Annotated in this window: 23 protein-coding genes and 2 pseudogenes; 17 read left to right on the forward strand and 8 right to left on the reverse strand. The window is 63.0% G+C overall.

Annotated elements, in window-relative coordinates; translation table 11 throughout:
• The first annotated feature begins 133 nt into the window (after positions 1 to 133).
• Entirely contained in the window at positions 134 to 760 is a 627-nt protein-coding gene (locus C996_RS0103290; protein ID WP_018866042.1) for a peroxiredoxin, read from the forward strand.
• Between the two features lie 236 nt (positions 761 to 996).
• On the opposite strand, the gene gloA is transcribed toward C996_RS0103290, so the two are convergent.
• The 5 genes from gloA to trxB all read right to left on the reverse strand — a co-directional run bounded on the left by gloA (position 997) and on the right by trxB (position 6,329).
• On the reverse strand, positions 997 to 1,497 hold the full coding sequence (gene gloA, locus C996_RS0103295) for a lactoylglutathione lyase (RefSeq protein ID WP_018866043.1): 501 nt from the start codon (positions 1,495 to 1,497) through the stop codon (positions 997 to 999).
• Positions 1,498 to 1,981: 484 nt separating this feature from the next.
• Entirely contained in the window at positions 1,982 to 2,656 is a 675-nt protein-coding gene (locus C996_RS0103300; RefSeq protein ID WP_026279181.1) for a hypothetical protein, read from the reverse strand.
• Between the two features lie 423 nt (positions 2,657 to 3,079).
• A complete protein-coding gene (gene aat, locus C996_RS0103305) occupies positions 3,080 to 3,835 on the reverse strand; it encodes a leucyl/phenylalanyl-tRNA--protein transferase (protein WP_018866045.1) in 756 nt (251 codons plus the stop codon).
• A gap of 135 nt (positions 3,836 to 3,970) precedes the next feature.
• Positions 3,971 to 5,209 (reverse strand): GNAT family N-acetyltransferase, encoded by a 1,239-nt coding sequence (locus C996_RS0103310; RefSeq protein ID WP_018866046.1) that lies wholly within the window; start codon positions 5,207 to 5,209, stop codon positions 3,971 to 3,973.
• A 4-nt stretch (positions 5,210 to 5,213) separates the two neighbouring features.
• Positions 5,214 to 6,329 (reverse strand): thioredoxin-disulfide reductase, encoded by a 1,116-nt coding sequence (gene trxB, locus C996_RS0103315; RefSeq protein ID WP_026279182.1) that lies wholly within the window; start codon positions 6,327 to 6,329, stop codon positions 5,214 to 5,216.
• Between the two features lie 528 nt (positions 6,330 to 6,857).
• Between trxB and C996_RS0103320 the strand changes: the two genes are divergently transcribed.
• Both C996_RS0103320 and C996_RS0103325 read left to right on the forward strand, forming a co-directional pair.
• The gene (locus C996_RS0103320) at positions 6,858 to 9,752 is read left to right on the forward strand and encodes a ribonucleoside-diphosphate reductase subunit alpha (protein WP_018866048.1); all 2,895 of its coding nucleotides are present in this window, start codon (positions 6,858 to 6,860) and stop codon (positions 9,750 to 9,752) included.
• 109 nt (positions 9,753 to 9,861) lie between these two features.
• Positions 9,862 to 11,100 (forward strand): ribonucleotide-diphosphate reductase subunit beta, encoded by a 1,239-nt coding sequence (locus C996_RS0103325; protein WP_018866049.1) that lies wholly within the window; start codon positions 9,862 to 9,864, stop codon positions 11,098 to 11,100.
• Between the two features lie 142 nt (positions 11,101 to 11,242).
• On the opposite strand, the gene C996_RS0103330 is transcribed toward C996_RS0103325, so the two are convergent.
• On the reverse strand, positions 11,243 to 12,214 hold the full coding sequence (locus C996_RS0103330; RefSeq protein WP_026279183.1) for an integron integrase: 972 nt from the start codon (positions 12,212 to 12,214) through the stop codon (positions 11,243 to 11,245).
• Positions 12,215 to 12,464: 250 nt separating this feature from the next.
• On the opposite strand from C996_RS0103330, the gene C996_RS14700 reads away from it, so the two are divergent.
• The 12 genes and pseudogenes from C996_RS14700 to C996_RS0103370 all read left to right on the forward strand — a co-directional run bounded on the left by C996_RS14700 (position 12,465) and on the right by C996_RS0103370 (position 21,084).
• Entirely contained in the window at positions 12,465 to 13,973 is a 1,509-nt protein-coding gene (locus C996_RS14700; RefSeq protein ID WP_231367126.1) for a P-loop ATPase, Sll1717 family, read from the forward strand.
• Positions 13,974 to 14,064: 91 nt separating this feature from the next.
• Complete coding sequence (locus tag C996_RS13965) at positions 14,065 to 14,688, forward strand: GIY-YIG nuclease family protein (protein ID WP_081623664.1); 624 nt, start codon at positions 14,065 to 14,067, stop codon at positions 14,686 to 14,688.
• A gap of 111 nt (positions 14,689 to 14,799) precedes the next feature.
• Positions 14,800 to 16,461 (forward strand): ATP-dependent endonuclease, encoded by a 1,662-nt coding sequence (locus tag C996_RS13970; RefSeq protein WP_081623665.1) that lies wholly within the window; start codon positions 14,800 to 14,802, stop codon positions 16,459 to 16,461.
• A 250-nt stretch (positions 16,462 to 16,711) separates the two neighbouring features.
• Positions 16,712 to 16,954: pseudogene (locus tag C996_RS0103345) on the forward strand (transposase); the annotation flags it as partial.
• 85 nt (positions 16,955 to 17,039) lie between these two features.
• The gene (locus C996_RS0103350) at positions 17,040 to 17,261 is read left to right on the forward strand and encodes a hypothetical protein (RefSeq protein WP_018866053.1); all 222 of its coding nucleotides are present in this window, start codon (positions 17,040 to 17,042) and stop codon (positions 17,259 to 17,261) included.
• Between the two features lie 135 nt (positions 17,262 to 17,396).
• A pseudogene (locus C996_RS13975) lies at positions 17,397 to 17,561 on the forward strand (transposase); the annotation flags it as partial.
• 182 nt (positions 17,562 to 17,743) lie between these two features.
• Positions 17,744 to 18,325 (forward strand): hypothetical protein, encoded by a 582-nt coding sequence (locus C996_RS13980; RefSeq protein ID WP_196799342.1) that lies wholly within the window; start codon positions 17,744 to 17,746, stop codon positions 18,323 to 18,325.
• A 204-nt stretch (positions 18,326 to 18,529) separates the two neighbouring features.
• Positions 18,530 to 19,555, forward strand: a complete 1,026-nt coding sequence (locus C996_RS0103355) for a transposase (RefSeq protein WP_026279184.1) — start codon at positions 18,530 to 18,532, stop codon at positions 19,553 to 19,555.
• A gap of 27 nt (positions 19,556 to 19,582) precedes the next feature.
• Positions 19,583 to 19,828: a DUF4160 domain-containing protein gene (locus tag C996_RS0103360; RefSeq protein WP_018866055.1), complete on the forward strand. Its 246-nt coding sequence runs from the start codon at positions 19,583 to 19,585 to the stop codon at positions 19,826 to 19,828.
• Entirely contained in the window at positions 19,800 to 20,057 is a 258-nt protein-coding gene (locus tag C996_RS13985) for a DUF2442 domain-containing protein (RefSeq protein ID WP_081619368.1), read from the forward strand. Before C996_RS0103360 ends, C996_RS13985 begins: the two co-directional genes overlap by 29 nt.
• Positions 20,058 to 20,064: 7 nt before the next feature.
• Positions 20,065 to 20,340, forward strand: coding sequence for a BrnA antitoxin family protein (locus C996_RS0103365; protein ID WP_018866056.1), 276 nt, complete (start codon positions 20,065 to 20,067; stop codon positions 20,338 to 20,340).
• 93 nt (positions 20,341 to 20,433) lie between these two features.
• The gene (locus tag C996_RS0103370) at positions 20,434 to 21,084 is read left to right on the forward strand and encodes a hypothetical protein (RefSeq protein ID WP_018866057.1); all 651 of its coding nucleotides are present in this window, start codon (positions 20,434 to 20,436) and stop codon (positions 21,082 to 21,084) included.
• Between the two features lie 104 nt (positions 21,085 to 21,188).
• On the opposite strand, the gene C996_RS0103375 is transcribed toward C996_RS0103370, so the two are convergent.
• A complete protein-coding gene (locus C996_RS0103375; RefSeq protein ID WP_026279185.1) occupies positions 21,189 to 22,466 on the reverse strand; it encodes a hypothetical protein in 1,278 nt (425 codons plus the stop codon).
• A gap of 350 nt (positions 22,467 to 22,816) precedes the next feature.
• Between C996_RS0103375 and C996_RS0103380 the strand changes: the two genes are divergently transcribed.
• Complete coding sequence (locus tag C996_RS0103380) at positions 22,817 to 23,530, forward strand: DUF3012 domain-containing protein (protein WP_018866059.1); 714 nt, start codon at positions 22,817 to 22,819, stop codon at positions 23,528 to 23,530.
• 144 nt (positions 23,531 to 23,674) lie between these two features.
• Here the strand turns inward: C996_RS0103380 and C996_RS0103385 are convergent, their stop codons facing one another.
• On the reverse strand, positions 23,675 to 25,141 hold the full coding sequence (locus C996_RS0103385) for an amidohydrolase family protein (RefSeq protein WP_018866060.1): 1,467 nt from the start codon (positions 25,139 to 25,141) through the stop codon (positions 23,675 to 23,677).
• A 286-nt stretch (positions 25,142 to 25,427) separates the two neighbouring features.
• Here C996_RS0103385 and C996_RS14640 point away from each other — a divergent pair, with 286 nt between their 5' ends.
• Complete coding sequence (locus tag C996_RS14640) at positions 25,428 to 26,930, forward strand: hypothetical protein (protein WP_026279186.1); 1,503 nt, start codon at positions 25,428 to 25,430, stop codon at positions 26,928 to 26,930.
• Positions 26,931 to 26,936 lie beyond the last annotated feature (6 nt).

Here is a 26,936-nt window from a genome sequence, read left to right on the forward strand (position 1 = left end):
CTTTAGTGAAAAACTATCGTTGCGTTAAGAAATAAGTAATTCACTATATTCGGGTCGACAGATAAAGTAAGACGTACATGGAGGCACGACCCCATGAACGACCCGATCAAACTTTCAAAGCAAGGAGTACATCATGGCACTGCGTTTGGGCGATACCGCACCGAATTTCCAGATTGACACCACCAAGGGCAAGATCGACTTCCACGAATGGATTGGCGACTCCTGGTGCTTCTTCTTCAGCCACCCGGCCGACTTCACCCCGGTGTGCACCACCGAGATGGGCCGTACCGCGCAGCTGGCCAAGCAGTTCGCGGACCGCAACACCAAGCCGCTCGGGCTGTCGACCGACACGGTCGAGGAGCACAACAAGTGGATCGAGGACGTCAACGACACCCAGAACACCACGCTGGAGTTCCCGATCGTCGCCGACGCCGACAAGAAGATTTCCGAGCTCTACGAGATGATCCACCCGGGCGAGAGCGAGACCGCCGCCGTGCGCTCGGTCTACATCATCGACCCGAACAAGAAGATCCGGCTGATGATGACCTACCCGATGTCGGTGGGCCGCAACTTCGACGAGATCCTGCGTGTGATCGACGCGTTGCAGACCGGTGACCAGCACGGCATCGCGACGCCGGCCGACTGGACCCCGGGTGCTCGCGTGATCATCCCGCCGACGGTCAGCAACGAGGACGCGCAGAAGAAGTTCCCGCAGGGCTTCGAGGAGATCCGCTCCTACCTGCGCTACACCCAGGTCTAAACGATCGGGCGACGATCGACCGGCCGCTAACGCCGGAACGCTCTGGAGAGTGGAGGGCCCCGCAAAGGGGCCCTTTTTATGTTTGGGTACAGCGCCCGCTGAGGTGAATCGCTGGCCTTTTCCGGTGAGCCGGGGCTAGCCCCAACCCTGCAGGAGCGCGCTCGCGCGCGAAGCCCCCGCCAGCGCCGGTGGCGGGCAACACCTGGCGGCGCCACCCGCTCGGTTGGCGGTGGGGCCTACCGCCCCAGCCCCGTCAGACGGCTGGGTTCGAGGATCTCGATCCAGTAGCCGTCGAGGTCCTTCACGAAGGCGATGTCCTTCAGGCCGCCCTCGTCCGGGCGCTTCACGAATTCAACATTGTTCTGGTCGAACCAGCGCACGGCCGCGTCCAGATCCGGGACCGAAAAGCAGATGTGGCCGAAGCCCTGCGGCTCTTCGTTGCCGTCGTGGTAGTGGAAGCCGGCGTCCTTCTCGGTGCCGTAGTTGTAGGTCAGCTCCAGGATGCCGCGCTGGCTGAACATCCAGCGGGTGGCCTCGCCGGCGTCCTTGGGCGGCTGCGGTTCGTCCTCGCCGATCTGCGCCAGGAAGTAGAGCGTGAACTCGAACTCCGGGAAATCCAGCGTCTTCACCAGCTGCATGCCGAACACGCGCTGGTAGAAGTCCAGCGCCTTCTGCGGATCCTTCACGCGCAGCATGGTGTGGTTGAAGCGAAAGCCGGCCGTGGGATTGTCGCTCATGGTGCGTCCTTGTAGTCCGTAAGAGGGTACTCCGGAGACTGGAACACGGCCGGCCGGGTTCCCTCAAGTGCCGCCGTCACGCCTCGGGCCCCGGTTCCGTCACTGCGAGGAGGCAAAGCCGACGTGGCAGTCTGCTGGGGCTATCCCGGTGCCGGGGGCTGCGTCAGGCGATTGCTTCGCGGCGCTCGCAATGACCGGATGTTGGAGCGCTCGGGAATACCCCCCTCGGTCACTGCGAGAAGGCAAAGCCGACGTGGCAGTCTGCTGGGGCTATCCCGACGCCGGGGGCTGCGTCGGGCGATTGTTTCGCGCTGCTCGCAATGACGGGATGGTGGAACAGCCGGGAAACCGTATTCCTGTCACTGCGAGGAGGCGCAGCCGCCGTGGCAGTCGGTCGGGGTGGCCCCGACGGTGGGGTTTCCCGGGAGATCGCTTCGCGGTGCGCGCGATGACGATCTGTTGGGAGGCTCCGGATCGGTTTCGCCTACTGTCGGCAGAAGGGCCAGACCTGATAGAAGCGGCGGCAGCGGAACTCGGATTCGCAGCTCGCCAGCTGGGACTCGTAGCGGTCCGCCCGCTGGGCAACCTGGCGCGCCGCGGCCCGCACCTGTGGCTTGTTCTGATAACTGCCACGGCTGTAGCCGCCCTGACCCTCGTGGTAGGCGAGGTAGAGGTGCTCCGCGTTGTGCAGCGGTACGCCGGTCATGCGCCGGGTGCGATCGTTGTACCAGCCGATGAAGTCGGTGGCGTGTTTCATGTGCGTGCGCCGCGCGAAGCGACTGCCGGCATCCTCCCGGTATTCGCCCCAGACCGGATCCTGCGCCTGGGCGTAGCCCCGCGCGGAGGATGGCCGGCTCCACGGGATGAAGCCCAGCAGCCGCTCGCGGTCGGGGCGCACGTGGCTGCGGAACGAGGACTCCTGCTGGATGAACGACATCTGCGTGGCGATGGGCGTGCCCCATTCGCGTTCGGAATCACGCGCGTAGTCGTACCAGCGTGGCTGCTCGCGGAAGATCTCGCAGATATTGCTCTGGTCCTGGGGTGGCGATGGCGCCAGCGTCGCACAGCCCGCCGTGATCACGGCCAGCGCCAGCAGCAGGCCCGCGCGCAGCCCGTTGAGCGCCATGGCTCGCGATTCCCCCTGATCTGCCTTGCCCACCCGAATCTCCCGCTCGGTTCCCCTAATGGCCGGGAGTATAAAGCACCCGCAACGGGGGCCAAGGGTGCGCCGGCTGACGTGCCCGGTTTCGGAGGCTGCCCCGGCCCCTGCGGGCGCCTCGCAGTGTCGGGCATACGGGTTCCCGGTTGCTCCACCATCCCGTCATTGCGAGCGCCGCGAAGCAATCGCCCGACGCAGCCCCCGGCGCCGGAATACCCCCAGCAGACTGCCACGTCGGCTGCGCCTCCTCGCAGTGACGGGGGCGGGGGCGAGCGGGGAGGGGGCTCTGTGGAGGGAGCGGGGGGGGTGTGGCAGTGGCCTGTGGGAGCGGGCTTGCCCGCGAAGCCCCTGCCCCCGTCGGAACTTGGTAAAAGCCATTTGCGGGCAAGCCCGCTCCCACAAAGAGCATGGGCGACACTGTTGTTATGCGGCGGTGTTCCAGCCGTGGTCGAGGGGGCTCAGGGGCGGGTCGGTGCGCCACGGGCCGGGTTCGACGGGTTCGTTCGCGATGTCGCGGATGCGGGCGATGAACTCGCGGCGGGGCAGGGTCACGGCCCCCAGGTTGAGAAGATGGGCGGTCTCCATCTGCACATCCACCAGCGGCCAGCCCCAGGCGACCAGGTGGCGGCTGAGCCAGGCGAGCGCGACCTTGGAGGCGTCGCGCTCGCGCGAGAACATGGACTCGCCGCAGAACAGCCGCCCCACGGCCACGCCATAGAGCCCGCCGATCAGGCGCGGACCGTCCCAGACCTCCACCGAGTGTGCGTGCCCCGTGCGGTGCAGGGCGATGTAGGCCTGCTGCATGCTGGCGGTGATCCACGTCCCGTCGGCGTAGTCGCGCGGCGCGGCGCAGGCCTCGATCACGGCCTCGAAGGCGCGATCGAAGCTGACCGTGTAGCCACGGTTTCGGATCGCCTTCTTCAGGCTGCGGTGCAGGCGGAAGTGACCCGGCTCCAGCACCGCGCGCGGGTCCGGGCTCCACCACAGGATCGGCTGCCCGGCCTCGAACCAGGGGAACACGCCGGAGCGGTAGGCATTGAGCAGACGTGGCACGGACAGATCGCCGCCGGCCGCGAGCAGGCCGTTCGGCTCGGCCAGGGCATGCGCCGGGTCCGGGAACGGGGCCTCCGGGTGCTCCGGGTCCAGCCAGGGCAGGGTGATCTGCGGGCTGGAGTTCATGGGGCGCTTCCGTGCGTGACCCGAGGTTGGAGGCCCGGGTTTTGTAGGAGCCTGCTTGCAGGCGAAGGGCCTGTGGCGGAGCCCCGCGCGGGCAGGGGCTTCGCGGGCAAGCCCGCTCCCACAGGGGGGTGTTGGTCAGGCGCGAGGTGCATCGTTGGGTTGGACCTGCCGGTAGGGCGAGTGTTCGTGCAGGCGTTCGCAGTGGGCCTGCATCATCTGGGCCTCGCGTTCGCAGAAGTCGCGCACGGGCTGGTCGAAGCCCTCGGTCAGGATCATGTGGGCGGAGTAGGTGGGCGTGGGCAGGAAGCCGCGCGGGATCTTGTGTTCGCCCTGGGCGCCGGGCTCGAAGCGGGCGAGTCCTTCGCGGATGCAGAATTCGATGCCCTGGTAGTAGCAGGTCTCGAAGTGCAGGTCGGCCAGCTCCTCGGTGCAGCCCCAGAAGCGTCCGTACAGGGTGTCGTGGCCGCGATAGCAAAGGGCCGCGGCGATGGTCTCGTCGTCCCCCGTCTCGCTGGGTCGCCGGGCCTCGAACAGCACCACCTGATCGCCCAGCGCCGCAGCCGTCTCCACAAAAAAGGCCTCCGACAGCGTCGGGATGCCCATGTGCTTCTCGAAGGTGTCGACGTAGAAACGGTGGAAGCGCGCCCAGTCCTCGGGCGATCCGGTGGCCCCGGTCAGCGTGCGGAACTCGATGCCGGCCTCATTGACGCGGCGGCGTTCGCGCTTGATGTTCTTGCGCTTTTTCGAGCTGAGCGCGGCCAGGAAGTCGTCGAAGCTTGCGTAGTCCGCGTTCGTCCAGTGGTACTGGCAGCCCATGCGCTCGGCCAGCCCCAGCTCGCGGGTCACGTCCAGATCATCCTGGTTGGGGAACAGGATGTTCACGCCCGAGGCGTTCAGCTCGCGCCCGCGGGTGACCAGGGCGCGCACGAGCAGGGTGCGCAGGTGATCGAAGTCCGGCGCCTCCGGGTGCACCAGCAGGCGCGGGCCGGTGGCCGGGGTATAGGGCACGGAGACGACCAGCTTGGGGTAGTAGTTGAGCCCCTGGCGGTTCCACGCGCTCTCCCAGGCGAAGTCGAACACGAACTCGCCGTAGTTGTTGGTCTTGGCGTAGGCCGGCGCGGCCGCGACGAGCTGGTCGTCGCGGAAGATCAGCACGTGCTGCGGGAACCAGCCGAACTGGCGCCCCAGACACTCGTGGCGTTCCAGGCCCTCCAGGAAGGCGTGGCGCAGGAACGGCTCGGTGCCGCCGGTCAGGGCGTCCCAGGCGGCCGGGTCCACGTCGGCCAGGCCGTCGCGCAGTTCGACACGTTCCGGCGTGTCGCCCGAGTCGTCCTCCGGCGGGTGCGGTGCCTGGGTATCGCCCTCGGCGCTCACGTGATCAACCGAGCTTGTCCAGGTACTTCTCCGCGTCCAGTGCGGCCATGCAGCCGGTGCCGGCGGAGGTGACCGCCTGGCGGTAGACATGGTCCATCACGTCGCCGGCGGCGAACACGCCCGGTACGGAGGTGGCGGTGGCGTTGCCCTCCAGGCCGCTTTGCACCTTGATGTAACCGCCTTCCATGTCCAGCTGGCCCTGGAAGATGTCGGTGTTCGGCTTGTGGCCGATCGCGATGAACACGCCCATCACGTCGATGTCCTTCGTCTCGCCGCTCTGGGCGTGCTTCAGGCGGGCACCGGTCACGCCGGTCGCGTCGCCGAGGATCTCGTCCAGGGTGTGGTTCCACTCGATGGTGATGTTGCCGTTCTTTTCCTTCTCGAACAGCTTGTCCTGCAGGATCTTCTCCGCGCGCAGGGCATCGCGGCGGTGCACCAGCACCACCTCGGAGGCGATGTTGGACAGGTACAGGGCCTCTTCCACGGCGGTGTTGCCGCCGCCGATCACCGCGACCTTCTGGTTGCGGTAGAAGAAGCCGTCGCAGGTCGCGCAGGCGGAGACACCCTTGCCGGCGAAGGTGGTCTCGGACTCCAGCCCCAGGTACTGCGCGGAGGCCCCGGTGCAGATGATCAGGGCATCACAGGTGTATTCCCCGGAGTCGCCGATCAGGCGGTAGGGCTTGTCCTTCAGCTGCACCGTGTGGATGTGATCGAAGATCACCTCGGTGTCGAAACGCTCGGCATGCTTCTGCATGCGCTGCATCAGTTCGGGGCCCTGCACGCCCTCGTTGTCGCCCGGCCAGTTGTCCACGTCGGTGGTGGTCATCAGCTGGCCGCCCTGTTCCAGGCCGGTGATCACGACCGGGTTCAGGTTGGCGCGCGCGGCGTAGACCGCGGCGGTCCAGCCGGCCGGGCCGGAGCCCAGGATCAAGAGCGGGCAGTGGCGCGCTTCCTTGCCGCTGCCGCCCTTTTTCGGTTCGGACTCGGTGGCGCCGCCCAGCTGGACGGCGCCGGTGGCGGCCTGCACGGCCCCGGTGGCGCTGGCCATCTTCGGGGTCTCGGCCTGGGCCTTGCCGGATGCGTTCTTCTTGTCCTTCTTGGACTTCTTGGCGTCGCTCATGGCGCTCTCCATCTCGCAACAATGAATTCCGTGGCGGGGGCGGCGGGGCCGTCCCTGCGAGTGCTGCACACGATACCGGATCGTCGGGCGTGGGCCCGGGTTCCATGAATCGGGTAGCGGGATCCGGGGTGCGCCCACAGCTGGCGGGCCATCCCGGATCGGGGATCGATATGGCGGGGATTATTGGGAGGCCGGACGGCTTTGTCCAACGCGGTCACGGGCACCGGGGGAACGCCGCGCCGGCGGGAAGGGCGGGACGCATTTGGTTAATCGCGGTCGATAAAACATTTTCATGATCGCGCGGGCCGGATCGCGGCCCGGGCAGTCACTACATCGGCGTTTGGTGGATAACCCGGGCGCCCCTCCGGGAACGGCGGCAGGACGGGGAATCGCCGTTTTTATCCACAGCTTGCTCACGGGTTGTGCGCGGCTTGTTCTTTCGCGAACCACTATATCTAGTGGCTATGCAGTTCCGGATCCCCGATCTATAGTACTTCACGTTCGATCCAACACCAGCGCGAGGCCGTCATGAACAGCGAACCCTACACCGCCGAAGCCCCCGAGGGCACCCAGTACCCGCCGCAGGCCGAACCGTCGGCCGAGGTCCTGGCGACCAGCCCGGGCCAGCACCAGGTGATTCGCCGTAACGGCAAGGTCACGGGCTTCGATGCCTCCAAGATCGAGGTGGCGGTGACCAAGGCCTTTCTCGCGGTGGAGGGCGGCAATGCCGCGGCCAGCCGCCGCATCCACGAGGTGTCGAAGGAAGTGGCCGGGCAGGTGGTGGACAGCCTGTTCCGCCGCGCCGGCACCCAGGGCATGACGGTGCACATCGAGGATATCCAGGACCAGGTGGAACTGGCCCTGATGCGTGGCGGCCACCACAAGGTCGCGCGGGCCTATGTGATCTATCGCGAGCAGCAGGCGCAGAAGCGCGCCGCCGAGGCCGCCGAGCAGTCCCCGGAAGAGCAGGAGGCTGCCGCCAGCCTGAACGTGACCCGCGCCGACGGCACCCAGGCCCCGCTGGACGAGGCGCGCCTGCAGGCGGTCGTCGCCGAGGCCTGTGACGGCATCGAGCACGTGGACGGCCAGAAGATCCTGACCGAGGCGCGCCGCAACCTGTTCGACGGCGTCGCCGAGAAGGATGTGGCCACCGCGCTGGTGATGGCCGCCCGCGTGATGATCGAGAAGGAGCCGAACTACTCCGAGGTCACCGCGCGCCTGCTGATGGACGCGCTGCGCCGCGAGGCCCTGAGCTTCGTGCATGGCCGCCCGGAAGAGGCCACCCAGGCGCAGCTGGCCGAGCGCTACGCCGAGTACTTCGGCGCCTACATCCGCCGCGCCGCCGACCTGGAGCTGGTCGACAGCGAGCTGACCCGCTACGACCTCGACAAGCTGGGCGCGGCGATCAAGCCGGAGCGCGATCTGCAGTTCACCTACCTCGGCCTGCAGACCCTGTACGACCGCTACTTCATCCACAGCGACGGCACCCGCTTCGAGCTGCCGCAGGCGTTCTTCATGCGCGTGGCGATGGGCCTGGCGATCAACGAGATCGACCGCGAGGCACGCGCGATCGAGTTCTACAACCTGCTGAGCTCGTTCGACTTCATGAGCTCCACGCCGACGCTGTTCAACTCCGGCACCCTGCGCCCGCAGCTCTCCAGCTGCTACCTGACCAGCGTCCCGGACGACCTGGACGGCATCTACAGCGCCATCCGCGACAACGCGCTGCTGTCCAAGTTTGCCGGCGGCCTGGGCAACGACTGGACCCGCGTGCGCGGCATGGGCGCCCACATCAAGGGCACCAACGGCAAGTCGCAGGGCGTGGTCCCGTTCCTGAAGGTCGCCAACGACACCGCCGTGGCCGTGAACCAGGGCGGCAAGCGCAAGGGTGCCGTGTGCGCCTACCTCGAGACCTGGCACATCGATGTCGAGGAGTTCATCGAGCTGCGCAAGAACACCGGCGACGACCGCCGCCGCACCCACGACATGAACAGCGCCAACTGGATCCCGGACCTGTTCATGAAGCGCGTGGCCGAGGACGGCGACTGGACCCTGTTCTCCCCGAACGAGACCCCGGACCTGCACGACCTGGTCGGCGCCGAGTTCGAGAAGCGCTACTGCGAATACGAAGAGAAGGCCGCGCGCGGCGAGCTGCGCGTGCACAAGACCATGAAGGCCGTGGACCTGTGGCGGAAGATGCTCGGCATGCTGTTCGAGACCGGCCATCCGTGGATGACCTTCAAGGACCCGTGCAACCTGCGCAGCCCGCAGCAACACACCGGCGTGGTCCACAGCTCGAACCTGTGCACCGAGATCACCCTGAACACCTCGGATGACGAGATCGCGGTGTGCAACCTGGGCTCGATCAACCTGGCCGCGCATGTGAACGAGGCGGGCGAGCTGGATCTGCCCAAGCTCGAGCAGACCGTAAACACCGCCATGCGCATGCTCGACAACGTGATCGACTACAACTACTACTCCGTGCCGCAGGCGCGCCGCTCCAACCTGCGCCACCGCCCGGTGGGGCTGGGGGTCATGGGCTTCCAGGACGCTCTGTACAAGCTGCGCGTGCCGTATGCCTCCGAGGCGGCCGTGGAGTTTGCCGACACCTCCATGGAGGCGGTCTCCTACTACGCGATCAAGGCCTCGACCGATCTGGCCGAGGAACGCGGGCGCTACGAGAGCTTCCCCGGCAGCCTGTGGAGCCAGGGCATCCTGCCGATCGACTCGATCGACAAGCTGGCCGAGACCCGCGGCGACTACCTGCAGATGGACACCACCCAGCGCCTGGAGTGGGACAAGCTGCGCAAGCGGGTGAAGAAGGTCGGCATGCGCAACTCCAACACCATGGCGATCGCGCCGACCGCGACCATCTCCAACATCTGCGGGGTCAGCCAGTCGATCGAGCCGACCTACCAGAACCTGTTCGTCAAATCGAACCTGTCGGGCGAGTTCACCGTGATCAACCCGTACCTGGTGCGCGACCTGAAAGACCGCGAGCTGTGGGACGAGGTGATGGTCAACGACCTCAAGTACTACGACGGCTCGGTGCAGCCGCTGGACCGCGTGCCGGAGGACATCAAGGCCCTGTACGCCACCGCGTTCGAGCTGGACACCCGCTGGCTGGTCGAGGCCGCCTCGCGCCGGCAGAAGTGGATCGACCAGGCGCAGAGCCTGAACCTCTACATGGCCGAGCCCTCCGGGCCCAAGCTGGACGCCCTGTACAAGCTGGCCTGGGTGCGCGGCCTGAAGACGACCTACTACCTGCGCTCCATGGGCGCGACCCACGTGGAAAAGAGCACCGTGGCCGACTCCTCGCGCGCCAACAAGCTGAACGCCGTCTCCGGCGGCCAGCAGGCGGCCGAGCCGGAAGCGCCCAAGGCGTGCTCCATCCTCGACCCGGACTGCGAGGCCTGCCAGTAAGGCGGGCCCGCCCACGGGCACCGAATACGCACCACACACTGATCACAACGCACTGAACAAAAGGCCCGGCCACCGCGTCGGGCCGCCACCGAAAACAAGAGGGGACACTATGCTTTCCTGGGACGATCCGATCGCAGCCATCAAAGGCGAAGGCCAGAAAGAACCCGCCGTCCGCCCCGGCATGGGCTTTCAGGAGAACGAAGCGCTGATGAGCACCGCCGGCGCCGCACCCAGCGTCTCGCCGGACCCGGAAAACGCCGGCCAGCCGCTGGCCGAGCCGAACGAAGACGCCCTGACCGGCACCGGTCTGGAAGACCTGGAGATGGGGGCCGAGCGCATCCGTGTGGATGACAAGAAGATCATCAACTGCCACGCGGACCTCAACCAGCTCGTGCCCTTCAAGTACAAGTGGGCCTGGCAGAAGTACCTGGACGGCTGCGCCAACCACTGGATGCCGCAGGAAATCAACATGAACGCGGACATCGCCCTGTGGAAGGACCCAAATGGATTAACTGACGACGAGCGCACCATCGTCAAGCGCAACCTGGGCTTCTTCTCCACCGCCGATTCGCTGGTGGCGAACAACCTGGTGCTGGCCGTGTACCGCCACATCACCAACCCCGAGTGCCGCCAGTACCTGCTGCGCCAGGCCTTCGAGGAGGCGCTGCACACCCACGCCTACCAGTACTGCGTGGAGTCCCTGGGCCTGGACGAGGGCGAGATCTTCAACATGTACCGCGAGGTGCCCTCCGTGGCCACCAAGGCGGAGTGGGCGCTGCCGTTCACCAAGCACCTGGCGGACCCGAACTTCCGCACCGGCACCCCGGAGGCGGACCAGAAGCTGCTGCGCGAACTGATCGCCTTCTACGTCGTGTTCGAAGGCATCTTCTTCTACGTCGGCTTCGTGCAGATCCTCTCCATGGGCCGGCGCAACAAGATGACCGGCGTGGCCGAGCAGTTCCAGTACATCCTGCGCGACGAGTCCATGCACATGAACTTCGGCATCGACGTGATCAACCAGATCAAGCTCGAAAATCCGCACCTGTGGACCGAAGACTTCAAGAACGAGATGCGCACCCTGATCTCGGATGCCGTCGAGCTGGAGGCGCAGTACGCGCGCGACACCATGCCGCGTGGCGTGCTCGGCATGAACGCCCAGATGTTCGAGGAGTACCTGCACTTCATTGCGAACCGGCGTTGTGCGCAGATTGGGCTGGCCGAGCTGTACCCGGGGGCTGATAACCCGTTCCCGTGGATGAGCGAGGTGCTCGATCTGAAGAAGGAGAAGAACTTCTTTGAGACGCGGGTTACGGAGTATCAGACGGGTGGGGCGTTGAGCTGGGATTGACCGGGCCACGACCGCCGGAACGAACGGAGCCAGGGAAATGGCCGTGCAGCAACAGAAGAGGGCGCCGCAAGTCGGCGCCCTCGTTGCGCTTGGCGGCCTGGAAGCGACGACGGGTGTCACGCAATCGACACCCCCATCGTTCTTACGGCAGATGATCCAGTGGGCTTCGTACGCCCGCGAAGCGATCGCCCAGCACATGCGTGTAAATCTGGGTCGTCTCCAGGCTCTTGTGGCCCAGAAGCTCCTGCACCGTCCGAATATCCGTACCGCGCTGCAGCAACTGCGTCGCAAAGCTGTGCCGGAGTGTATGGCACGAGCCAGGACGAACCAGCCCAGCGCCCCGCATCGCACGACTAACGGCGCGTTGCACCGCCGATGGATGGATATGGTGCAGCACCACTCGCCCATCGTTGTCTACGCACGGTCGGCTCGCTGGCACAAGCCATTGCCAGCCCAGCGCTGTGCATGCGTTGGGATACTTCCGCGCGAGTGCATGCGGCAGCGAGACCGGGACTCCCGGTACCTGGCGTTCACTCCTTTCCGCTTCCAGCTCCCGAATCCTTTCGCGGATGGATTCCCTGCAGCCCGGTGGCAGCAGGGTTACCCGGTCCTTGTCGCCTTTGCCGCTGCGCACGGTGATGGACCCGCGTTCAAAATCGAAGTCACGCACCCGGAGACGACAGGCTTCCGTGACGCGCAAGCCTCCTCCGTACATCAACGCCCCAAGAAGCCACATTGGTCCCTCGAGTCGCTCCAGTACCGCCATCACTTCCTGGTGCGACAGCACTACCGGCAGGCGCCGGGGGCGACGGGCACGCGTGACCTCGCCGATGTCGCCCAGCGGCTGTTCAAGCACATGCCGATACAGGAACACGAGTGCATTCAAAGCCTGGTTCTGCGTGGCGGCCGCAACCTTGCGTTCCACCGCGAGGAACTCCAGGAACCGCCGAACTTCCGGTCCGCCCATCGTGGCGGGATGCTGGATGCCGTGAAACCGAATGTAGTACCGAATCCAGTAGCAATACGTCTTTTCCGTCCGCGGGCTGTACCGAAGGGTGCGCAGCGTTGTGCGCACCCTCTCCATCAACCGGGGTCCCTTCGAAGTGGCATCCATGCCAAGCCTCCACTCAAACAGTGCACTGTCGATATATACAGTACCCTGCCATGTGGCGCAACGGCCGTGCGAGATATTCCCGGCGTAGATCGCACCGAAAACCCGCAACACACTGATTGTCGACCAGAATCCCGGATTCCTGCCCCGGTCCAATATCCGAATGAACACGCGCGCACGTTCATCTCATATCCGTGCGCGCTACCCAATCACTGTTAGCGATGGAAGCGCATACATTTTCTGAGGATAGTTAATGAATCAAGTAAAATTTCCCCTCAGCGAGCCGGATCATCTGTTCGGAAACGAAGCTGCGGAAGATGAACCGTACGATATCCTTGAGTCGTATGCCGTTAAGCGTCCGGAAATCAAAAGGTTCCTCGACCCGAACAGGTCTGTCCAAGTTATCAGGGCCTACAAGGGCGAGGGCAAGTCGGCGCTCTTGCGGCTTGTTGAAGGGAGCTTGTCTGAACAAAACCCAAGGCCGCTAGTCATCCGCTCAACTGCCCAAGCGCTATCTCCTTCACTGGATAGCGATGATTCGGATGACTGGGTGCGATCCTGGAAAGCGAATATATTTCGTCAAATTGCTAGCGAAATTGGTGGGCGGCTAAACCTTGCGTTCAGCGACGACGCAATGTCTCTCGTAGAAGAGGCTGAGCGGAATGGATTCAAAAGCAGGTCGCTGGTCTCGTCAATCGTGGACCGCCTCCAGTCTAAAGCTGTGCCTCTAGAGAGAACACGGCCGCCTCTGGGGAACGCTGAAGCCCTACTAAAACGATGGCTGGCGAACGGCGCTCCTGTTTGGTTAATCCTAGATGACATTGACCAAAACTATCAGAACACCTCAAAGCAAAAGATGAAGGTTGCATCTTGCTTCATCGCTGTACGACAGATTTTTGCGCAGGTGCCTGAGGTGCGAGCGCGCCTATGCGTACGACCGAATGTGTGGGCAAGCATTAAATCGGACTTCGAGGCTCTGTCGCATGTCGAGCAGTACATGGTTGATCTCTCTTGGGACAACGACAGAGCGTTCGAAGACATTCTAGCCCGCCGTGTTGAAGGTTTCCTGAAACGCACGGATCAGTGGTCCGAGGTTGTTAAAACGTTGAGCCCAAGCTTGGCTCACCGGAATACTCAGCTTGTCAATTTACTGTTCGAGAGCCCTGTTGCGTGGGGAGGGCGTGGAAAAAAGAGGCCCATTCATGTCGTACTGCATACGTTGTCAAGGCATCGCCCGCGATGGCTGGTAGAGCTTTGCAAGCTGGCATCTATAGAAGCGGATCGGCAGCGGAATACCCAGATCACACTTGACGACATAACCAAGCAGCTTGATGAGTTCGGTCGCCGCCGCATAGGCGACACGGTTGCGGAATTTCGCGCACAGTGCCCACAGATTGAAAATCTGATTATAGCCTTTGCCGATCAACCTGAGCGTTTCACCACGGACCAACTCCTACGAGCCCTCCGTGACAGAGTTCTTCAGGGGGTGGATCCGAAGATTGAAGGCGTCATAGGTAAGCCGGGAGCGCGCGAGGTCGCACACTTCCTTTTTCAGATTGGTTTCTTGTCCGCCCGCAGAGATGAGCCGGACGGTAGCTATGAGCACCTAACGTACGCAGCTAGGCCGAACCTGCTCCGGGCTACAACCAATCTGGATGAAGGGGTGTCCTGGGAGATCCATCCTGTTTTCCGCCAAACGCTTCGGCTGAAGGATGTCGAGTCGAAATCGGAAAGGGCGCGCTCCGACAGGAATGGTCGCTAACAAACGCATGGAGCCGACCGCGTGCCGCGGCGGCTCATGCGCGGCGTTAGAGCTCATTTATGAACGTAGTTGAAATCCGGGAGGACTGGTGATGGCGAAGGGCTTCATTTACGTCGCGCGAAATGAATCGATGCCTGGGCTGCTCAAGATCGGGCGTACTGAGCGTATACCTGATGCGCGGATGTCAGAACTATTCAGTACTGGAGTTCCTGAACCCTTCCAAATCGTTTACTACGCTCTGACTCAGGATGCGAAATCTGATGAAGCGAAAGTACATCAACTGTTATCCAGATTTCGCCACCGCGAAAACCGGGAATTCTTTGCGGTTAAAATCGCATCAGCAATTGGTGCAATAACTCACCTATGTGAGGTCGAGCACGACTGGAAGAACGAGGGGCTTTCTGCATATATGCCGGATGGCACCGTCGGATTTGGGGAGCATCAGTCAGTAGATGTTTCCAGCCGACATGGAGTCGAAAGCGAAGAGAACGAGCTGGCAGATTTTGTGCGAGCGCTGAATGTGGCTTCGCTAGAAGCATTCGTGGTCTCTGCGTTTTACGACAGCAACTCTTGTTGCTGCAGTATCGCATTAGCCAGCGGAATCGACGAATACTCGGAGGCTGCGGCGCACATTCACGCGATCGCACAAGATACCTTGAGCCAGTTCGAATGGTTTGGCGCAATCGGCCATGGGCGCCGTGCAAATGAGCTCTAACAAATCGTTGCAGCGGACATTTGACCCGCCACCCATTTTTGCTGCCGCAAAAACGGGCGTCGCCTCAAATGCCGCTGAACTCAGGCGTTGGGCGCCAAGCAAGGGAGCACTATGAAAGCTGTCGAAATTAAAATCCACAACTTCCGTTCAATCTGCGATGCGTCCATAACGCTAGCGGAATACGGAATTCTTGTGGGCGTCAATAACGCAGGGAAAACAACAGTCATTGATGCGATCCGGGCCTTCTATGGAAAAGGGGTCAAGTTTGATAAGAGTCGTGACTTCCCTCACAAAGGTGCGGAAGATAATGAGTCATGGGTTGAGATTGAGTTTAAGCCTTCTGCTGAGGAGATCGGTACATTAAAAGATGAGTACCGGTCGGAAAACGATACGTTTAGAGTAAGAAGTTATCTCTCCTCAGATCAAAAAGACAAGGAAGGAAAAGAGCGTTCTGGCCCATATGCCTATGTGAATGGTGAATTATCCGAAGAAAGATTTTACGGCTTCAAAAACGTGGGGCAGGGTAAATTTGGCGAGATCATCTATATTCCGGCAGTTTCTAAGATTGACGAGCACACGAAATTAACAGGCCCCTCGGCACTCAGAGACCTTGTAAATACGGTTCTCTCAAGGGTAATGGAAGAGTCAGGTGCCTACCAGGCATTAAGTGAGTCATTCAGTGAGTTTGAGGGCGCGATCAAGACTGAATCTACTGCGGAGGGTTATTCGCTTCAAAGTATTGAAACTGACATTTCGGAGGAACTGTCTGATTGGGGGGCGGGGTTTAGGCTGAATATAAGCCCAGTTGGCGTAGATGACATTATAAAAGGCCTTGTTAATCACGAGATCATTGATGAGTCAATGGACAGAGCTCAACCAATTTCCGCGTACGGCCAAGGATTTCAAAGAAGCGTTATCTATACTTTGATTCGTGTAGCGGCGAGGTACGGTCCCAAAAAGAAGTCCCCAAAAAAGAAGGAATTTTCGCCTGAGCTGACATGGATATTGTTTGAAGAGCCAGAAGCATTTCTACATCCAACTCAGGTAAGCTCATTGAACTCAGATCTGAGGTCTTTGTCAGAAAGTTTAGGCTCGCAGGTGCTTCTGTCTACTCACAACCCGCAATTCGCTACTCACAGTATCCGCAATATCACGGCAATCTGCAGGTTGCAGAGAGAAGATTGCAGAACAAGAAGCTACCAAGTATCGAGTGACGAGCTAGACAGGGTTCTAACAGTGAATCAACAGGATGCCCAGGCGTGGCAGGCTGCAGGCATCCCCATTGACCAAGACGATCTCCAGACTGACATGGAGGCCGTAAAATACGCGCTTTGGTTGGACCAAAAACGAAGTTCAGCATTCTTCGCCGAAAAGGTGCTGTTAGTCGAGGGCCCAACCGAAACAGCTCTCTTAACCTATATGTTTGACCACGGATTGTTGCCGGATTGTAAGGGTGTATTTGTTCTCGACACTATTGGCAAATATAACATTCACCGGTTTATGCGGTTATTCCAGTCTTTTGGCATCAGGCATTATGTGCTTTACGACTTCGATAATGGAAGGCATGCGCCAATAGACCAGACGATTCAGGCAGCATCCAATGAGTTTACCGGAGGTATAGATACGTTTCCTGAAGACTTGGAGAGGTTTATTGGTATCGCGCCGGCAGGGCGTCGTCACCGAAAACCCCAGCATGTGATGCTTCAGGTGGCGCAGAACGGTATTGATCTAAATCCTCTTGCTGCGAAGATTAATGCGCTCGTTTCACAGTAGAAAAGCGCCCAACAAGGCGCTCCACTTGACCGCTACTCCGCTGCCGCTCCATAGCGGCAAGTGAGCTTGGACGTTAGACAGAGCTATGGGGTCAGACCTTGCCTTTTGCCCTACGTCGCCACCTTCCGAGGCAAAGTCGCAAAAGGTAAGGTCTGACCCCGGCGAAGAAGAGGACACCCATGATTTCTTGACGGTCTGAGGCGGGCTGTCTAGGTTTGTGGGGAGTATATGGACCAGGGAGGGTCCGGAGATGACGCGCGCCAGGAAGGAGCTCGTCTCGGTCGAGACGACGCCGTATTACCACTGTATTTGTCGCTGTGTTCGCCGCGCGTTCCTGTGTGGCGAGGATTCCTATTCGGGCAAGAACTACGAGCACCGGCGCGGCTGGGTGCTGGAGCGCTTGCGCGAGCTGCAGGGCGTGTTCGCGGTGGACGTGTGCGCGTATGCGGTGATGTCGAACCACTATCACCTGGGACAGCGAAGAAGAAGCGAAGAAGAGGACACCCATGATTTCTTGACGGTCTGAGGCGGGCTGTCTAGGTTTTTGGGGGAGTGCATGGACCAGGGAGGGTCCGGAGATGACGCGAGCCAGGAAGGAGCTCGTCTCGGTCGAGACGACGCCGTACTACCACTGCATTTGTCGTTGTGTTCGCCGCGCGTTCCTGTGTGGCGAGGATTCCTATTCGGGCAAGAACTACGAGCACCGGCGCGGCTGGGTGCTGGAGCGCCTGCGTGAGCTGCAGGGCGTGTTCGCGTTGGACGTGTGCGCGCGAAAGAAGAGGACACCCATGATTTCTTGACGGTCTGCTACGGGCTGTCCGGCGCGGCTGGGTGCTGGAGCGCGAGCAAAGATGAGGACACCCATGATTTCTTGACGGTCTGAGGCGGGCTGACTAGGTTTGTGGGGGAGTGCATGGACCAGGGAGGGTCCGGAGATGACGCGAGCCAGGAAGGAGCTCGTCTCGGTCGAGACGATGCCGTATTACCACTGTATTTGTCGCTGTGTTCGCCGCGCGTTTCTGTGCGGCGAGGATTCCTATTCGGGCAAGAACTACGAGCACCGGCGGGGCTGGGTGCTGGAGCGTCTGCGTGAGCTGCAGAGTAGGGGAAGAAGGGGACACCCATGTTTTCTGGGGAAGAAGGGGACACCCATGTTTTCTGGGGAAGAAGGGGACACCCATGTTTTCTTGTGAATATCAGGACAGAACTAACAAAGAAAAGCAGACGGACGCATAGATTGCGCCGCTGTTTTTAGCGTTACACATGCTAGGAGACCATGGTATTGCTTTATAAGTACCGAGGAATAAGAGATTTTCGGTTCTTTGCCGACATTATCTTGAAGAGTCGACTATACGCTGCCCCGTACTTCGATCTTAATGATCCGATGGAAGGGAAGTACCTCTATAGCCAAGGTGGAGGCTCGCTTGATGAGGACATGCGCAGGTTGCTGAAAGGTGAAAAGGAGAAATTGCGTATCTGTGCTCTATCGCGAGACCCGAATAACGAATTGATGTGGTCTCACTATTCAGAGGGGCATCGAGGAGTTGTTGTTGGTGTAGAGGTTGACCAAAGAAAATATGAGGTGCGACCGATCGAATATGATGGGCTCCATAGGGTTGGACTGAACAACTTCCACAACGGCGCTGCAATTGACGTTCTGAGTCACAAGCTTGATGTCTGGCAGTACGAGGCGGAGGAACGAGTATTTACTCGCGGAAAGCAGTTCGTCGATGTGACGATATGTAGGATCATTTGCGGCAGGCGCATGAGTACCCAGGATAATGGTTTTATTACTGAGCTTGTGAGGAAAATAAATCCGGATGTTGAGGTTATTAATGCGCGGACCGATTCAGCGTATGTATAACAAGTTGCCGCACGCGGGAAGATTGCTCGCTACGCTCGCAATTTTCCGGTGAGCAAGGCGTTAGGCGAAAATTGGCATGAGTACCTTCATACAGATAGTCGAAATTATTTCGTGGGCGAGAAGAGGACACCCATGATTTCTTGACGGTCGGAGGCGGGCTGGCTAGGTTTCAGGGGGAGTGCATGGACCAGGGAGGGTCCGGAGATGACGCGAGCCAGGAAGGAGCTCGTCTTGATCGAGGCGACGCCGTATTACCACTGCATTTGTCGCTGTGTTCGCCGCGCATTCCTGTGTGGCGAGGATTCCTATTCGGGCAAGAACTACGAGCACCGGCGCGGCTGGGTGCTCGAGCGGCTGTGCGAGCTGCAGGGCGTGTTTGCTGTGGATGTGTGTGCGTACGCGGTGATGTCGAACCACTATCACCTGGTGGTGCGCTTGGATGCAGACCGCGCGGCGGTATGGAGCGAAGGCGAGGTGATGGAACGCTGGGCGCGGCTGTTCTCGCTGCCGGTGCTGGTAGCCCGCTATCGGGCGGGGCAGACGAAGACGGTCGCGGAGCGCGAGCGGGCGCAGGTGCAGATTGCCGAGTGGCGGGATCGGCTGCAAGACCTGTCCTGGTTCATGCGCAGCCTGAACGAACATCTGGCGCGGCGGGCGAATGCAGAGGATGGCTGCAAGGGCCGCTTCTGGGAAGGCCGCTACAAGAGCCAGGCGCTGCTGGACGACGCGGCCGTGCTGACCTGCATGAGCTACGTGGATTTGAACCCGGTGCGCGCCGGCATGGCGGATACGCCCGAGGCCTCCGATTTCACCTCGATCCAGCAGCGTATCCGGGCGTTGGCTCGGGAGGGCCAGGAGCATGAAGGTCCGGCGTGTGAGGGGGACGAGCCTCGCCTGACCGTACTGGGCCGGGAGGGGGACGATCCGCATGCCAATGCGGTGGTATTTACCACGGAGGACTACCTGGAGCTGGTGGACTGGACCGGTCGGGCGATCCGCGAGGATAAGCGTGGGGCGATACCGGAATCCATTCCGCCGATCCTGGAACGCCTGCGGATCGATCCAGTGCATTTCCTGCGCCATGTCGGAAGGGGGCAGAGGTCGCACCATGTAGCGGCCCTGGGCCACGTGGAGCGTTTTCGCGAGGCGGTGAAGCAGCTCGGCCGTCGCAGCATCAAGGGTGTGGGGATATCGGGCCGGATGTTTCTGGCGCCAGCCGGTTGTCGCTGAACCATTTCGGTTTCAGGGGAGGCGCGGATGCCGACGGTGTTCAGGGACGGACCCTACCGCTACTACTGGTTCAGCCATGAGCCGGACGAGCCGCCACATGTGCATGTGGACCGTGGAAAGTGCTCGGCCAAGTTCTGGTTGCGCCGGGTGGCATTGGCGCGGAATATGGGGTTTCCGGCGCACGAATTGCGGCGGATGCGGGAGGTTGTCGAGGGTCGGCAGCCGGAGCTGTTGGAGGCTTGGCATGAGTTCTTTGGCCACGAACGCGGATGAGCGTGTTGCGTCGGTGGATTTCACCGAGCATGACCTGGTGGTCGGCCTGATGGATGGCCGTCGAATCTCGGTTCCGCTGGAGTGGTACCCACGCCTCGCGCACGCAACGCCCGCTCAGCTACGGATCTGGGAGATCTCCGCCGGAGGCTACGGAATTCACTGGCCAAAGCTCGACGAAGACCTGAGCACTGAAGGGCTGCTGCGAGGCGCACCTGCGCCTGCTCGGTAGAGTACTTATGAGCAACACCTCGAAGATCCCCAGATTCCAGGACGAGGCGGAAGAACGGACGTTCTGGGAAAGCCATGATTCCAGCGACTATGTCGATTGGGGCCGAGCCAAGGCCGTCGAGCTCCCGAACCTCAGGCCCTCTACCAAGACGATCTCCCTGCGCTTGCCGGAGTCGCTTCTTGACCACATCAAGATCGAGGCCAACAAGCGCGATATGCCGTATCAGTCCCTGATCAAGGCGTGGCTTGCGGACGATGTAAAGCAAGCTCGCAAGAAGGGCTAGCGGTTGGGTTGAGGGGCTGAGTTCTGTACGTGGATGGGTAAGCCTGATCGGACTCGGGCCAATAGTAGTGATAAGCGACGCATGGAGGCGCGCATGGTTTTACTGATTCTGTATATCCCCGCAGTGCTGGTCGCACTGGGAATCCTGTTTCTCGCCAGGCGGGCCGCACTGGGGCCTCGGGTGCGGTACGCCCTCGCAACGCTGATGCTGCCCGTTGTCGTGCTCTTTGCAGGCTGGGCTATCGCCGGTGGCGACCCGTCGATGGGGGTGGCGCTGACGGTCTTGTTCTTCGGGTTTGTGGTCGTTCCCGCCGGTCTTGCTCGGATGTTCGTGCGGCGATACCCGTCCGTATCGCCGGCGCAGGAGACAAATGTGAACCCGAGGCGGGACCCTCTGGTTACCGACGTCGCGGGGCAGGAGTCTGATGGCGCTGGGCACGAGTCCGATTCGGGGCATGGACACGATGTGGCGCCGAGGCAGGATGACCGGGCGCGGGCGATGCGGCTTGCCTTCATGGTGCATACGCCCGGAGCGATGTTGCTGGGACTCGGCCTGGCGGAACGACTCGGAAACTCGGATCCGCTCCTGCCGTGGTTCGAGAACGGCTGGGTGGTCGATGGCATGCTGCTACTGGGGGTGGTGTTGATCGCGATCTCCACGCGGATGATTCTCGCCACGGTGTTCGGCCCGTCCTCCAAGGCGCGAGATTCGGGGAGCCTGGGCCGGCGGAATCCACGCCTCTGATTCGCTGCGAAAGCGTCTCGAAGAGGACACCCGTGATTTCGTAAGAACTGTCACCTGTGCACAGGACTGTCGGGTCGAGTGGTAGTCACCGGGGTGGGATGGCTTCAGCGCAGGCGGCGTACCTCGGCGATCGCGGAGAGAGCGATCGGCGCCTCCATATAGCCGCTGCCGACGCGACGACGCACGCGGATGCGATCGCCCTCGATGGCCAGCAGCTCACCGTTGCGCGCGCGTCCGTCGGCGAGGGTAATGCGGAGTGTGTGTCCGATGTGCTCTTCCAGAGCCGTCAGTGCAATGGTGGCGGTTGTTGAGGGTTCGGCTTGCGTGTCGCGTTCGGGCCGCATTTGGGGCCAGTTCGTTTGGGGCTGAGGGGTCGTCCGGGCGGGCTCCGGGGCGACCGGGTAAAGGTCCACTGGGCCAAAGTGTCTGCCCGCCACGCTCAGGCGATGTTCGATCTGGCCCAGCATGCGTTCGGCCGAGTCCAGGTTCGCCCAGAGAAGCATCGGATTGTCGATTGGACCGATCCGCAGCGAAAGGTCGCGGGGGGCCTGGATGAAGTGTTCATAGGCTGCGACCAGCGTGGGCCCCGGCTGCAGGCCGAAGGGGCGCCAGGCCTCGACCCATTCACCCATGTGGTGCTCGGTGTAGTCCTCGAGGGTCATATCCATTTCGGCCGCGCAGAATTCCATCAATGCGGGGTAGTAGCCACGATCCTCGTAGACCACCGTCATTGACTGCAGGGGAGCGTTGATCAGCGCCGGTGCGAGATCGCGCGCCCGGTTGGAGCGGGCCTCAAGCGAGAAGTGTGCAGTGGACGAGCCCGCACTCAATGGCCCCATGCCGAAGGTGCTGTGCACGGTCATGCGGTCGTTGCCGTCTGTCAGGTCGTAGCGGACCGCAAAATCCAGAGGGATGTCGTGGTAGCCAAGCGCCGACATCAATTCGTCCGGCGGAGCGGCGTGGTAGGAACCGCAACCGGCGGTGTCCAGCGACAGCGCGGGTGGGTCGCCTTGATTGCCGGTGACCAGGCCGGCCGGAAGGGTCAGGCCCTGCACCGAGAACCCGAATTGTTGTGGCAGGCGGCGGGCGTCCAGCGTGTGTCGAAGGCGGGCCAGTCGCCACAGGTTGCCAGCTTCCAGTGAGACGCGTTCCGCCCGCATGCGGCCCACCGCCGTATTGTGGGGCTCGAACAGCAGACCGTCTACGTACAGGCTGCCGCCCAGGCCAACCCCGACGTTGGTGTAATGCAGTGTGCCGAGTGGCTGGAGCCGTTCGACCAGATCGTCGAGTTTCTGCTCCGCCTGTTGGAGTTCGTAGTGGTAGTAGCCGAAGCCCGCGGCAGTGAGTACCACGAGGCCGACCAAGATTCCCTTCCCTGACATGTTCGCTCCCTGGTCTTTCCGTAACCGGGTCGGGCGCGTCCCGGCCCGACTGTGGGACTGCCTTGTCCCATGGCCACACCATACCTGCAGCGGGGTGTCCTGTCGCCCTTGGTCGGCGATGCTCCGGCGCTGGTGATTCCGGGCGGCGCGAGATGCTTGCGGATCTATACTCAGGAAGTGCGGAGTATTCCGGGCGGAGCGAGCGTAAGACCTTGGCCGGGAGCCGTGGGTCGCCGGATCTGCCTGTCCCCTGATCCGCGGGCCGTGGCCCGGTGGATTCCCCGCCGGACGGCGGCCGTTCACTCCCACCCGCCGTCGTTCGACAGCCCCTGATATGGAGGGCTGCAGATATGATTACGCAACGATGGGTGGCGCTCGCGGCGCTGATGATTCTTCTCCCCCTGGGCTGTGGAACGGAACAGACGGCGGATGCCGATCCGGTTGCCGCGGAGTCCCTGGCGCTGGATGCCGGGATGGTGGCGGATCGGGTACTGGCGAATCTGCACGACCAGGCGGCCGTCTTCGAGGCGATTGGTGACGAGCTGGAGGCCGTGGATGACCAGGCGGCGGCGGACGCTCTGGGTCGGCGCCTGGCGGGTGAATACACCGCTCGCATGATTGCGCAGATGGAGGAGATGGTGGTCTGGGCGGAGACGCATCTGGTGCCGGTGGACGCAGCGGAACGTGCCGTGATCGATCAGGAGCTGGAGGCGTTGTTTGCGGCCTCGGACCGGTTCCAGGCAGCGGAGATGCGGTTTGATCGTGCCACCGAGCGGGTCGGGGGGCGACTGGAGGCCCTGATGCTGCGCGATCCTCGGCAGGGCCACGCGGTACTGGAAGGGATGCTCGCGCTGGGTGATCAGGTGGAGGCGTTCATGACGGACGAGCGCATGGTGGCGATGGATCTCCTGATGGCGCCAGAGCCGGAGCCGCAGCCGGTGGAGGCCGCGCCTGCCTCCCGGGTGGGGTCACCCGCCTGGTGCGAGCGGATGGCCAACACGCCGCAAGCCCAATGGACGATGAACGATGCTTTCGCCTTCGCGAATCACTGTACGGGCGGTTGAGTCGTGATGCCCCTGCGGACCTGAATGGCCGGAGGACGAGTATGCGCGAACTGACGGGATCGGGTGTGCAAGCGCATCCGGCCAAAGGCAAGGTTTGTCCGCACCAAGGCGGGTTTCGTGTTTCCCCCGCGCGGGTGGCTGGGGTCAGGCGTGGTCCAGCTGGTTCCGGACGATGCTGCCGCCCTTCATGATCAGGTCCAGGTGGTCGGCGGGTGCATCCAGCCAGTCCAGGCCGGCTGCCGGGTCGGCATCGACCACGAGCAGGTCGGCCAGGGCCCCTTCGGCGATGACGCCGAGGCGGCCGGGGTAGGGGGCGCGGTCGCCGGACAGGGCGAGCAGTTGGCCGGCCGCGCCGGTGGCCATGTGCAGGGCCTCCAGCGGGGACATGAAGCGGGTCAGCTTGGCCAGCTGGCGGCCCTGGCTGGCGGCGCCCTCGGGGCTGAACAGGATGTCGGTGCCGAAGGCCATGGGCACGCCGTACTGGCGGCCCAGTTCGAAGGCGCGCTCGGTGCCCGCGCTCACCTGGAGCTGCTTGGCCCGGGAGACGGGGTCCGTCTTCGGGTTGGCGTCCTTGTCGTCCAGGAAGGGCTGGATGCTCCACCACACGTTGGCATCCGCCATCATGCGCACCGTCTCCTCGTCGGCGAGCTGGCCGTGCTCGATGGAGCGCACCCCGGCGCGGATCGCGCGCTGGATGCCCTGCGGCGTGTAGACATGGGCGCATACGTAGGTGCCCCAGTCGGCGGCGGCGCGCACGGCGGCATGCATCTCCTCTTCCAGGTACTGGGCGGTGTCCAGCGGGTCGTACAGGCTGGAGACGCCGCCCCCGGCCATGATCTTGATCTGGCTGGCGCCTTGCATCAGCTGTTCCCGGGTGCGGCGCAGCACCTCGTCCACGCCGTCCGCAATCGCAGCGACACCGCTGCTCTCGATGTAATTCGGCGGGGTGCTCGGCATGCGTGGCAACTCGTGGCGCTGGCGAAAATCGCCGTGCCCGGAGGTCTGGGAGATCATCGCGCCGCAGGGGAAGATGCGCGGGCCGGCCACCGCGCCGCGGTCGATGGCCATCTTCAGGCCGAAGGCCGGGCCGCCGAGATCGCGCACAGTGGTGAAGCCGCGCATCAGGGTCGCGCCGGCCTCGCGCCCGGCCATCAGGTGCAGGAATCCGATGTCCGCGGTCATGGCGGTCAGCTGGCTAACCCCGACCAGCGTGCTGTGCCAGTGGGCGTCGATCAGGCCGGGGATGACCGCGCGCCCGCCGCAATCGATTGTGCGTGCGGCGGTCGGGCCCTCGCCGCGTCGGGGCAGCGCGGCGATGCGGCCGTCCGCGATCAGGATGTCCACGTCCTCGCGCAGCTCGAGGGTCTCGCCATCGAACAGTCGCAGGTGGGTGAGCAGCAGCGGCTGGCCGGGTTCGCCGGCCTTGAGCTCGCGCGGGGCGAGGCCGAAGCCCGCGAACATGCCCAGCACGGCGGCGACACCGCCGAGGAACTGGCGCCGGTTCAGGTCGGCCTCGATGCGGCGGAGGGCCGCCTGGGTATGGGCTGCGCCACAGTGGCAGGGGTTGATGCCGGCGTTCGCGCCGTGCGGTGCACAACAGGCCATGCCCATGACGGTGTGGCTCCTGGTTAACGCGCGCGACATCGGGATGCGGCGCCGAGTGGTTCGGGGCGCGCCCCGACGCCCGCGCGGGTGCCGGAATCCCGGCCGCTGCCGATCGCGAGCGATAGCCGGGGCATGCCTGCAGCATACCCAAGATCGGGCGCGCGTCTACTGGCCTGACCGGGGCGCGGCGCCGCGTTCTCGAGCCCGGCTTTCTGGCCGATGGCCGCGATGGCAACTTCGCACGGACTGGCCTAGGCTCGTTTGGCACGGGCGAAGGTCAGGGAGCGGCAGGATGATCAAGGGGCTGAGGCGGGTAGGGTTGGCGGCGGTCGGGCTATGGCTGACCTGGGTCGTGGCGGGATGTGCTGGTGTCCAGCATGGGCCTACCCAGTATGTGCTGACGTCGGATCCGCCGGGAGCCGAGATCTATCGAGGGGATCGTCCGGATCGCCTTTATCACTATACGACGACCCCTTTTCGGTTGACGACCTCGCGGTCCGAGGGTTGGTCCGGGATGTACTTCCTGGCGCGCAAGGAGGGGTATCACGACTCGGAGCTTCATCAACAGCCCACGTCGGCTATGGGGGGCGAGCCCATCGCGATCCATCTGGAGCTGGAACCCCGTGGCGATGAGGAAGATTTTGCACCGTATCGGGAGCGCGACACGCTGGAGGCGTATCGGGAATTCCTCGAAGCCTATCCCGCGACGCCGCTGCGGGAGGCGGTGTTCGAGCGCATGGTGGCGCGCATTGAAGAGTCGGACGCCCCCGAGGCGCGCTACGAAGAGCTGTTGGAGGCGTATCCGGAGGCCGCTCGACTGGTGCCGGTGCGACGACAGGCGGAGGTTGAGGCGCCGGAGTTGGAGTCAGGGTCAGTTCCGGAGGGCGGGGAACAGCGGGTTGCGGACACCGTTCCGGAGGACGGCGATGAGGAACCCGCCGTCGCTCGGAACGATGCGAGGCTGGAAGGTGACGCCGAGCGGGTGCGGGTAGCCCTGGAGCAGCAGGATAAGGAGCTGGATCGCCGGCGCGCGCAGTACGAAGCGCTGGTGACGCAGCAAGACGATCTCCGGGATGAACTGGAAAGGCAGTGGCAGGTACGCCCGGCCCTCGGGGCCCCGGATATGGACGACTCGATTGCCCGGGCGGCGATCCCGTATTGCTTTGAGCAGTATGGGCGTCGGGCATGGGAGAACGATCCGGCGCGCATGGAGGATCGGTGCGAATCGGAGCTGAACCGGGACGCGCGACCATCCCTGGAGGCCTACTGGCGTCTCGATGAAGAAGTCCAGGCCTCGGTGGAGCAGTACAGTGAGCTGCACGAGGAACGCAGCCAGCTGGCCGCGGCTGCCGAGCAATGGCGGGAGACCGGCGAGACGGCGGACGCATTGCTGGCCGCGGTTCTGGACGACGAGTATGACCCGACGCTGACGGGGGTCGCGCCGGAGTCGGTGGCCGAGGGTGTCGCGGGCGCGCCCGGCGGAGGCGAGCAATGCGCCATCAAGCATCGGCAGTACGATGAGTTCACGCGGCAGTTGATGCAGGTAGCGCGGGGTACGGAAGACGTTTGTGATCACCACAAGGTGAACTACCTCGGTCAGGCCTGGGGCTATGATCTGGCGCGAATCTGCCTGGAGGAGGGGGATCCGGAGATTCCTCCGGACGAAGTGGAAAAGCTGCGTCAGGCCATGCCGGAGCTGACACGCCATTTCGAGCAGGTGGACCGGCGGATTGGCTGCCAATTCGATCCGACACTGACGCGGTTGCGCCGGGAGTGGGGCCCCGTCCCCTACTGACTCGAG

Origin of the sequence: Thioalkalivibrio sp. ALE25, from assembly GCF_000377285.1 — a bacterium.
Taxonomy (GTDB): Bacteria; Pseudomonadota; Gammaproteobacteria; order Ectothiorhodospirales; family Ectothiorhodospiraceae; genus Thioalkalivibrio.

Coding starts and splice junctions, on each gene's coding strand:
- C996_RS0103290 (WP_018866042.1), top strand. CDS start 134: ATGGCACTGCGTTTGGGCGATACCGCACCGAATTTCCAGATTGACACC.
- gloA (WP_018866043.1), bottom strand. CDS start 1,497: ATGAGCGACAATCCCACGGCCGGCTTTCGCTTCAACCACACCATGCTG.
- aat (WP_018866045.1), bottom strand. CDS start 3,835: ATGAACTCCAGCCCGCAGATCACCCTGCCCTGGCTGGACCCGGAGCAC.
- trxB (WP_026279182.1), bottom strand. CDS start 6,329: ATGAGCGACGCCAAGAAGTCCAAGAAGGACAAGAAGAACGCATCCGGC.
- C996_RS0103320 (WP_018866048.1), top strand. CDS start 6,858: ATGAACAGCGAACCCTACACCGCCGAAGCCCCCGAGGGCACCCAGTAC.
- C996_RS0103325 (WP_018866049.1), top strand. CDS start 9,862: ATGCTTTCCTGGGACGATCCGATCGCAGCCATCAAAGGCGAAGGCCAG.
- C996_RS0103330 (WP_026279183.1), bottom strand. CDS start 12,214: ATGGATGCCACTTCGAAGGGACCCCGGTTGATGGAGAGGGTGCGCACA.
- C996_RS14700 (WP_231367126.1), top strand. CDS start 12,465: ATGAATCAAGTAAAATTTCCCCTCAGCGAGCCGGATCATCTGTTCGGA.
- C996_RS13965 (WP_081623664.1), top strand. CDS start 14,065: ATGGCGAAGGGCTTCATTTACGTCGCGCGAAATGAATCGATGCCTGGG.
- C996_RS13970 (WP_081623665.1), top strand. CDS start 14,800: ATGAAAGCTGTCGAAATTAAAATCCACAACTTCCGTTCAATCTGCGAT.
- C996_RS0103350 (WP_018866053.1), top strand. CDS start 17,040: ATGACGCGAGCCAGGAAGGAGCTCGTCTCGGTCGAGACGACGCCGTAC.
- C996_RS0103355 (WP_026279184.1), top strand. CDS start 18,530: ATGACGCGAGCCAGGAAGGAGCTCGTCTTGATCGAGGCGACGCCGTAT.
- C996_RS0103360 (WP_018866055.1), top strand. CDS start 19,583: ATGCCGACGGTGTTCAGGGACGGACCCTACCGCTACTACTGGTTCAGC.
- C996_RS13985 (WP_081619368.1), top strand. CDS start 19,800: ATGAGTTCTTTGGCCACGAACGCGGATGAGCGTGTTGCGTCGGTGGAT.
- C996_RS0103365 (WP_018866056.1), top strand. CDS start 20,065: ATGAGCAACACCTCGAAGATCCCCAGATTCCAGGACGAGGCGGAAGAA.
- C996_RS0103370 (WP_018866057.1), top strand. CDS start 20,434: ATGGTTTTACTGATTCTGTATATCCCCGCAGTGCTGGTCGCACTGGGA.
- C996_RS0103375 (WP_026279185.1), bottom strand. CDS start 22,466: ATGTCAGGGAAGGGAATCTTGGTCGGCCTCGTGGTACTCACTGCCGCG.
- C996_RS0103380 (WP_018866059.1), top strand. CDS start 22,817: ATGATTACGCAACGATGGGTGGCGCTCGCGGCGCTGATGATTCTTCTC.
- C996_RS0103385 (WP_018866060.1), bottom strand. CDS start 25,141: ATGGGCATGGCCTGTTGTGCACCGCACGGCGCGAACGCCGGCATCAAC.
- C996_RS14640 (WP_026279186.1), top strand. CDS start 25,428: ATGATCAAGGGGCTGAGGCGGGTAGGGTTGGCGGCGGTCGGGCTATGG.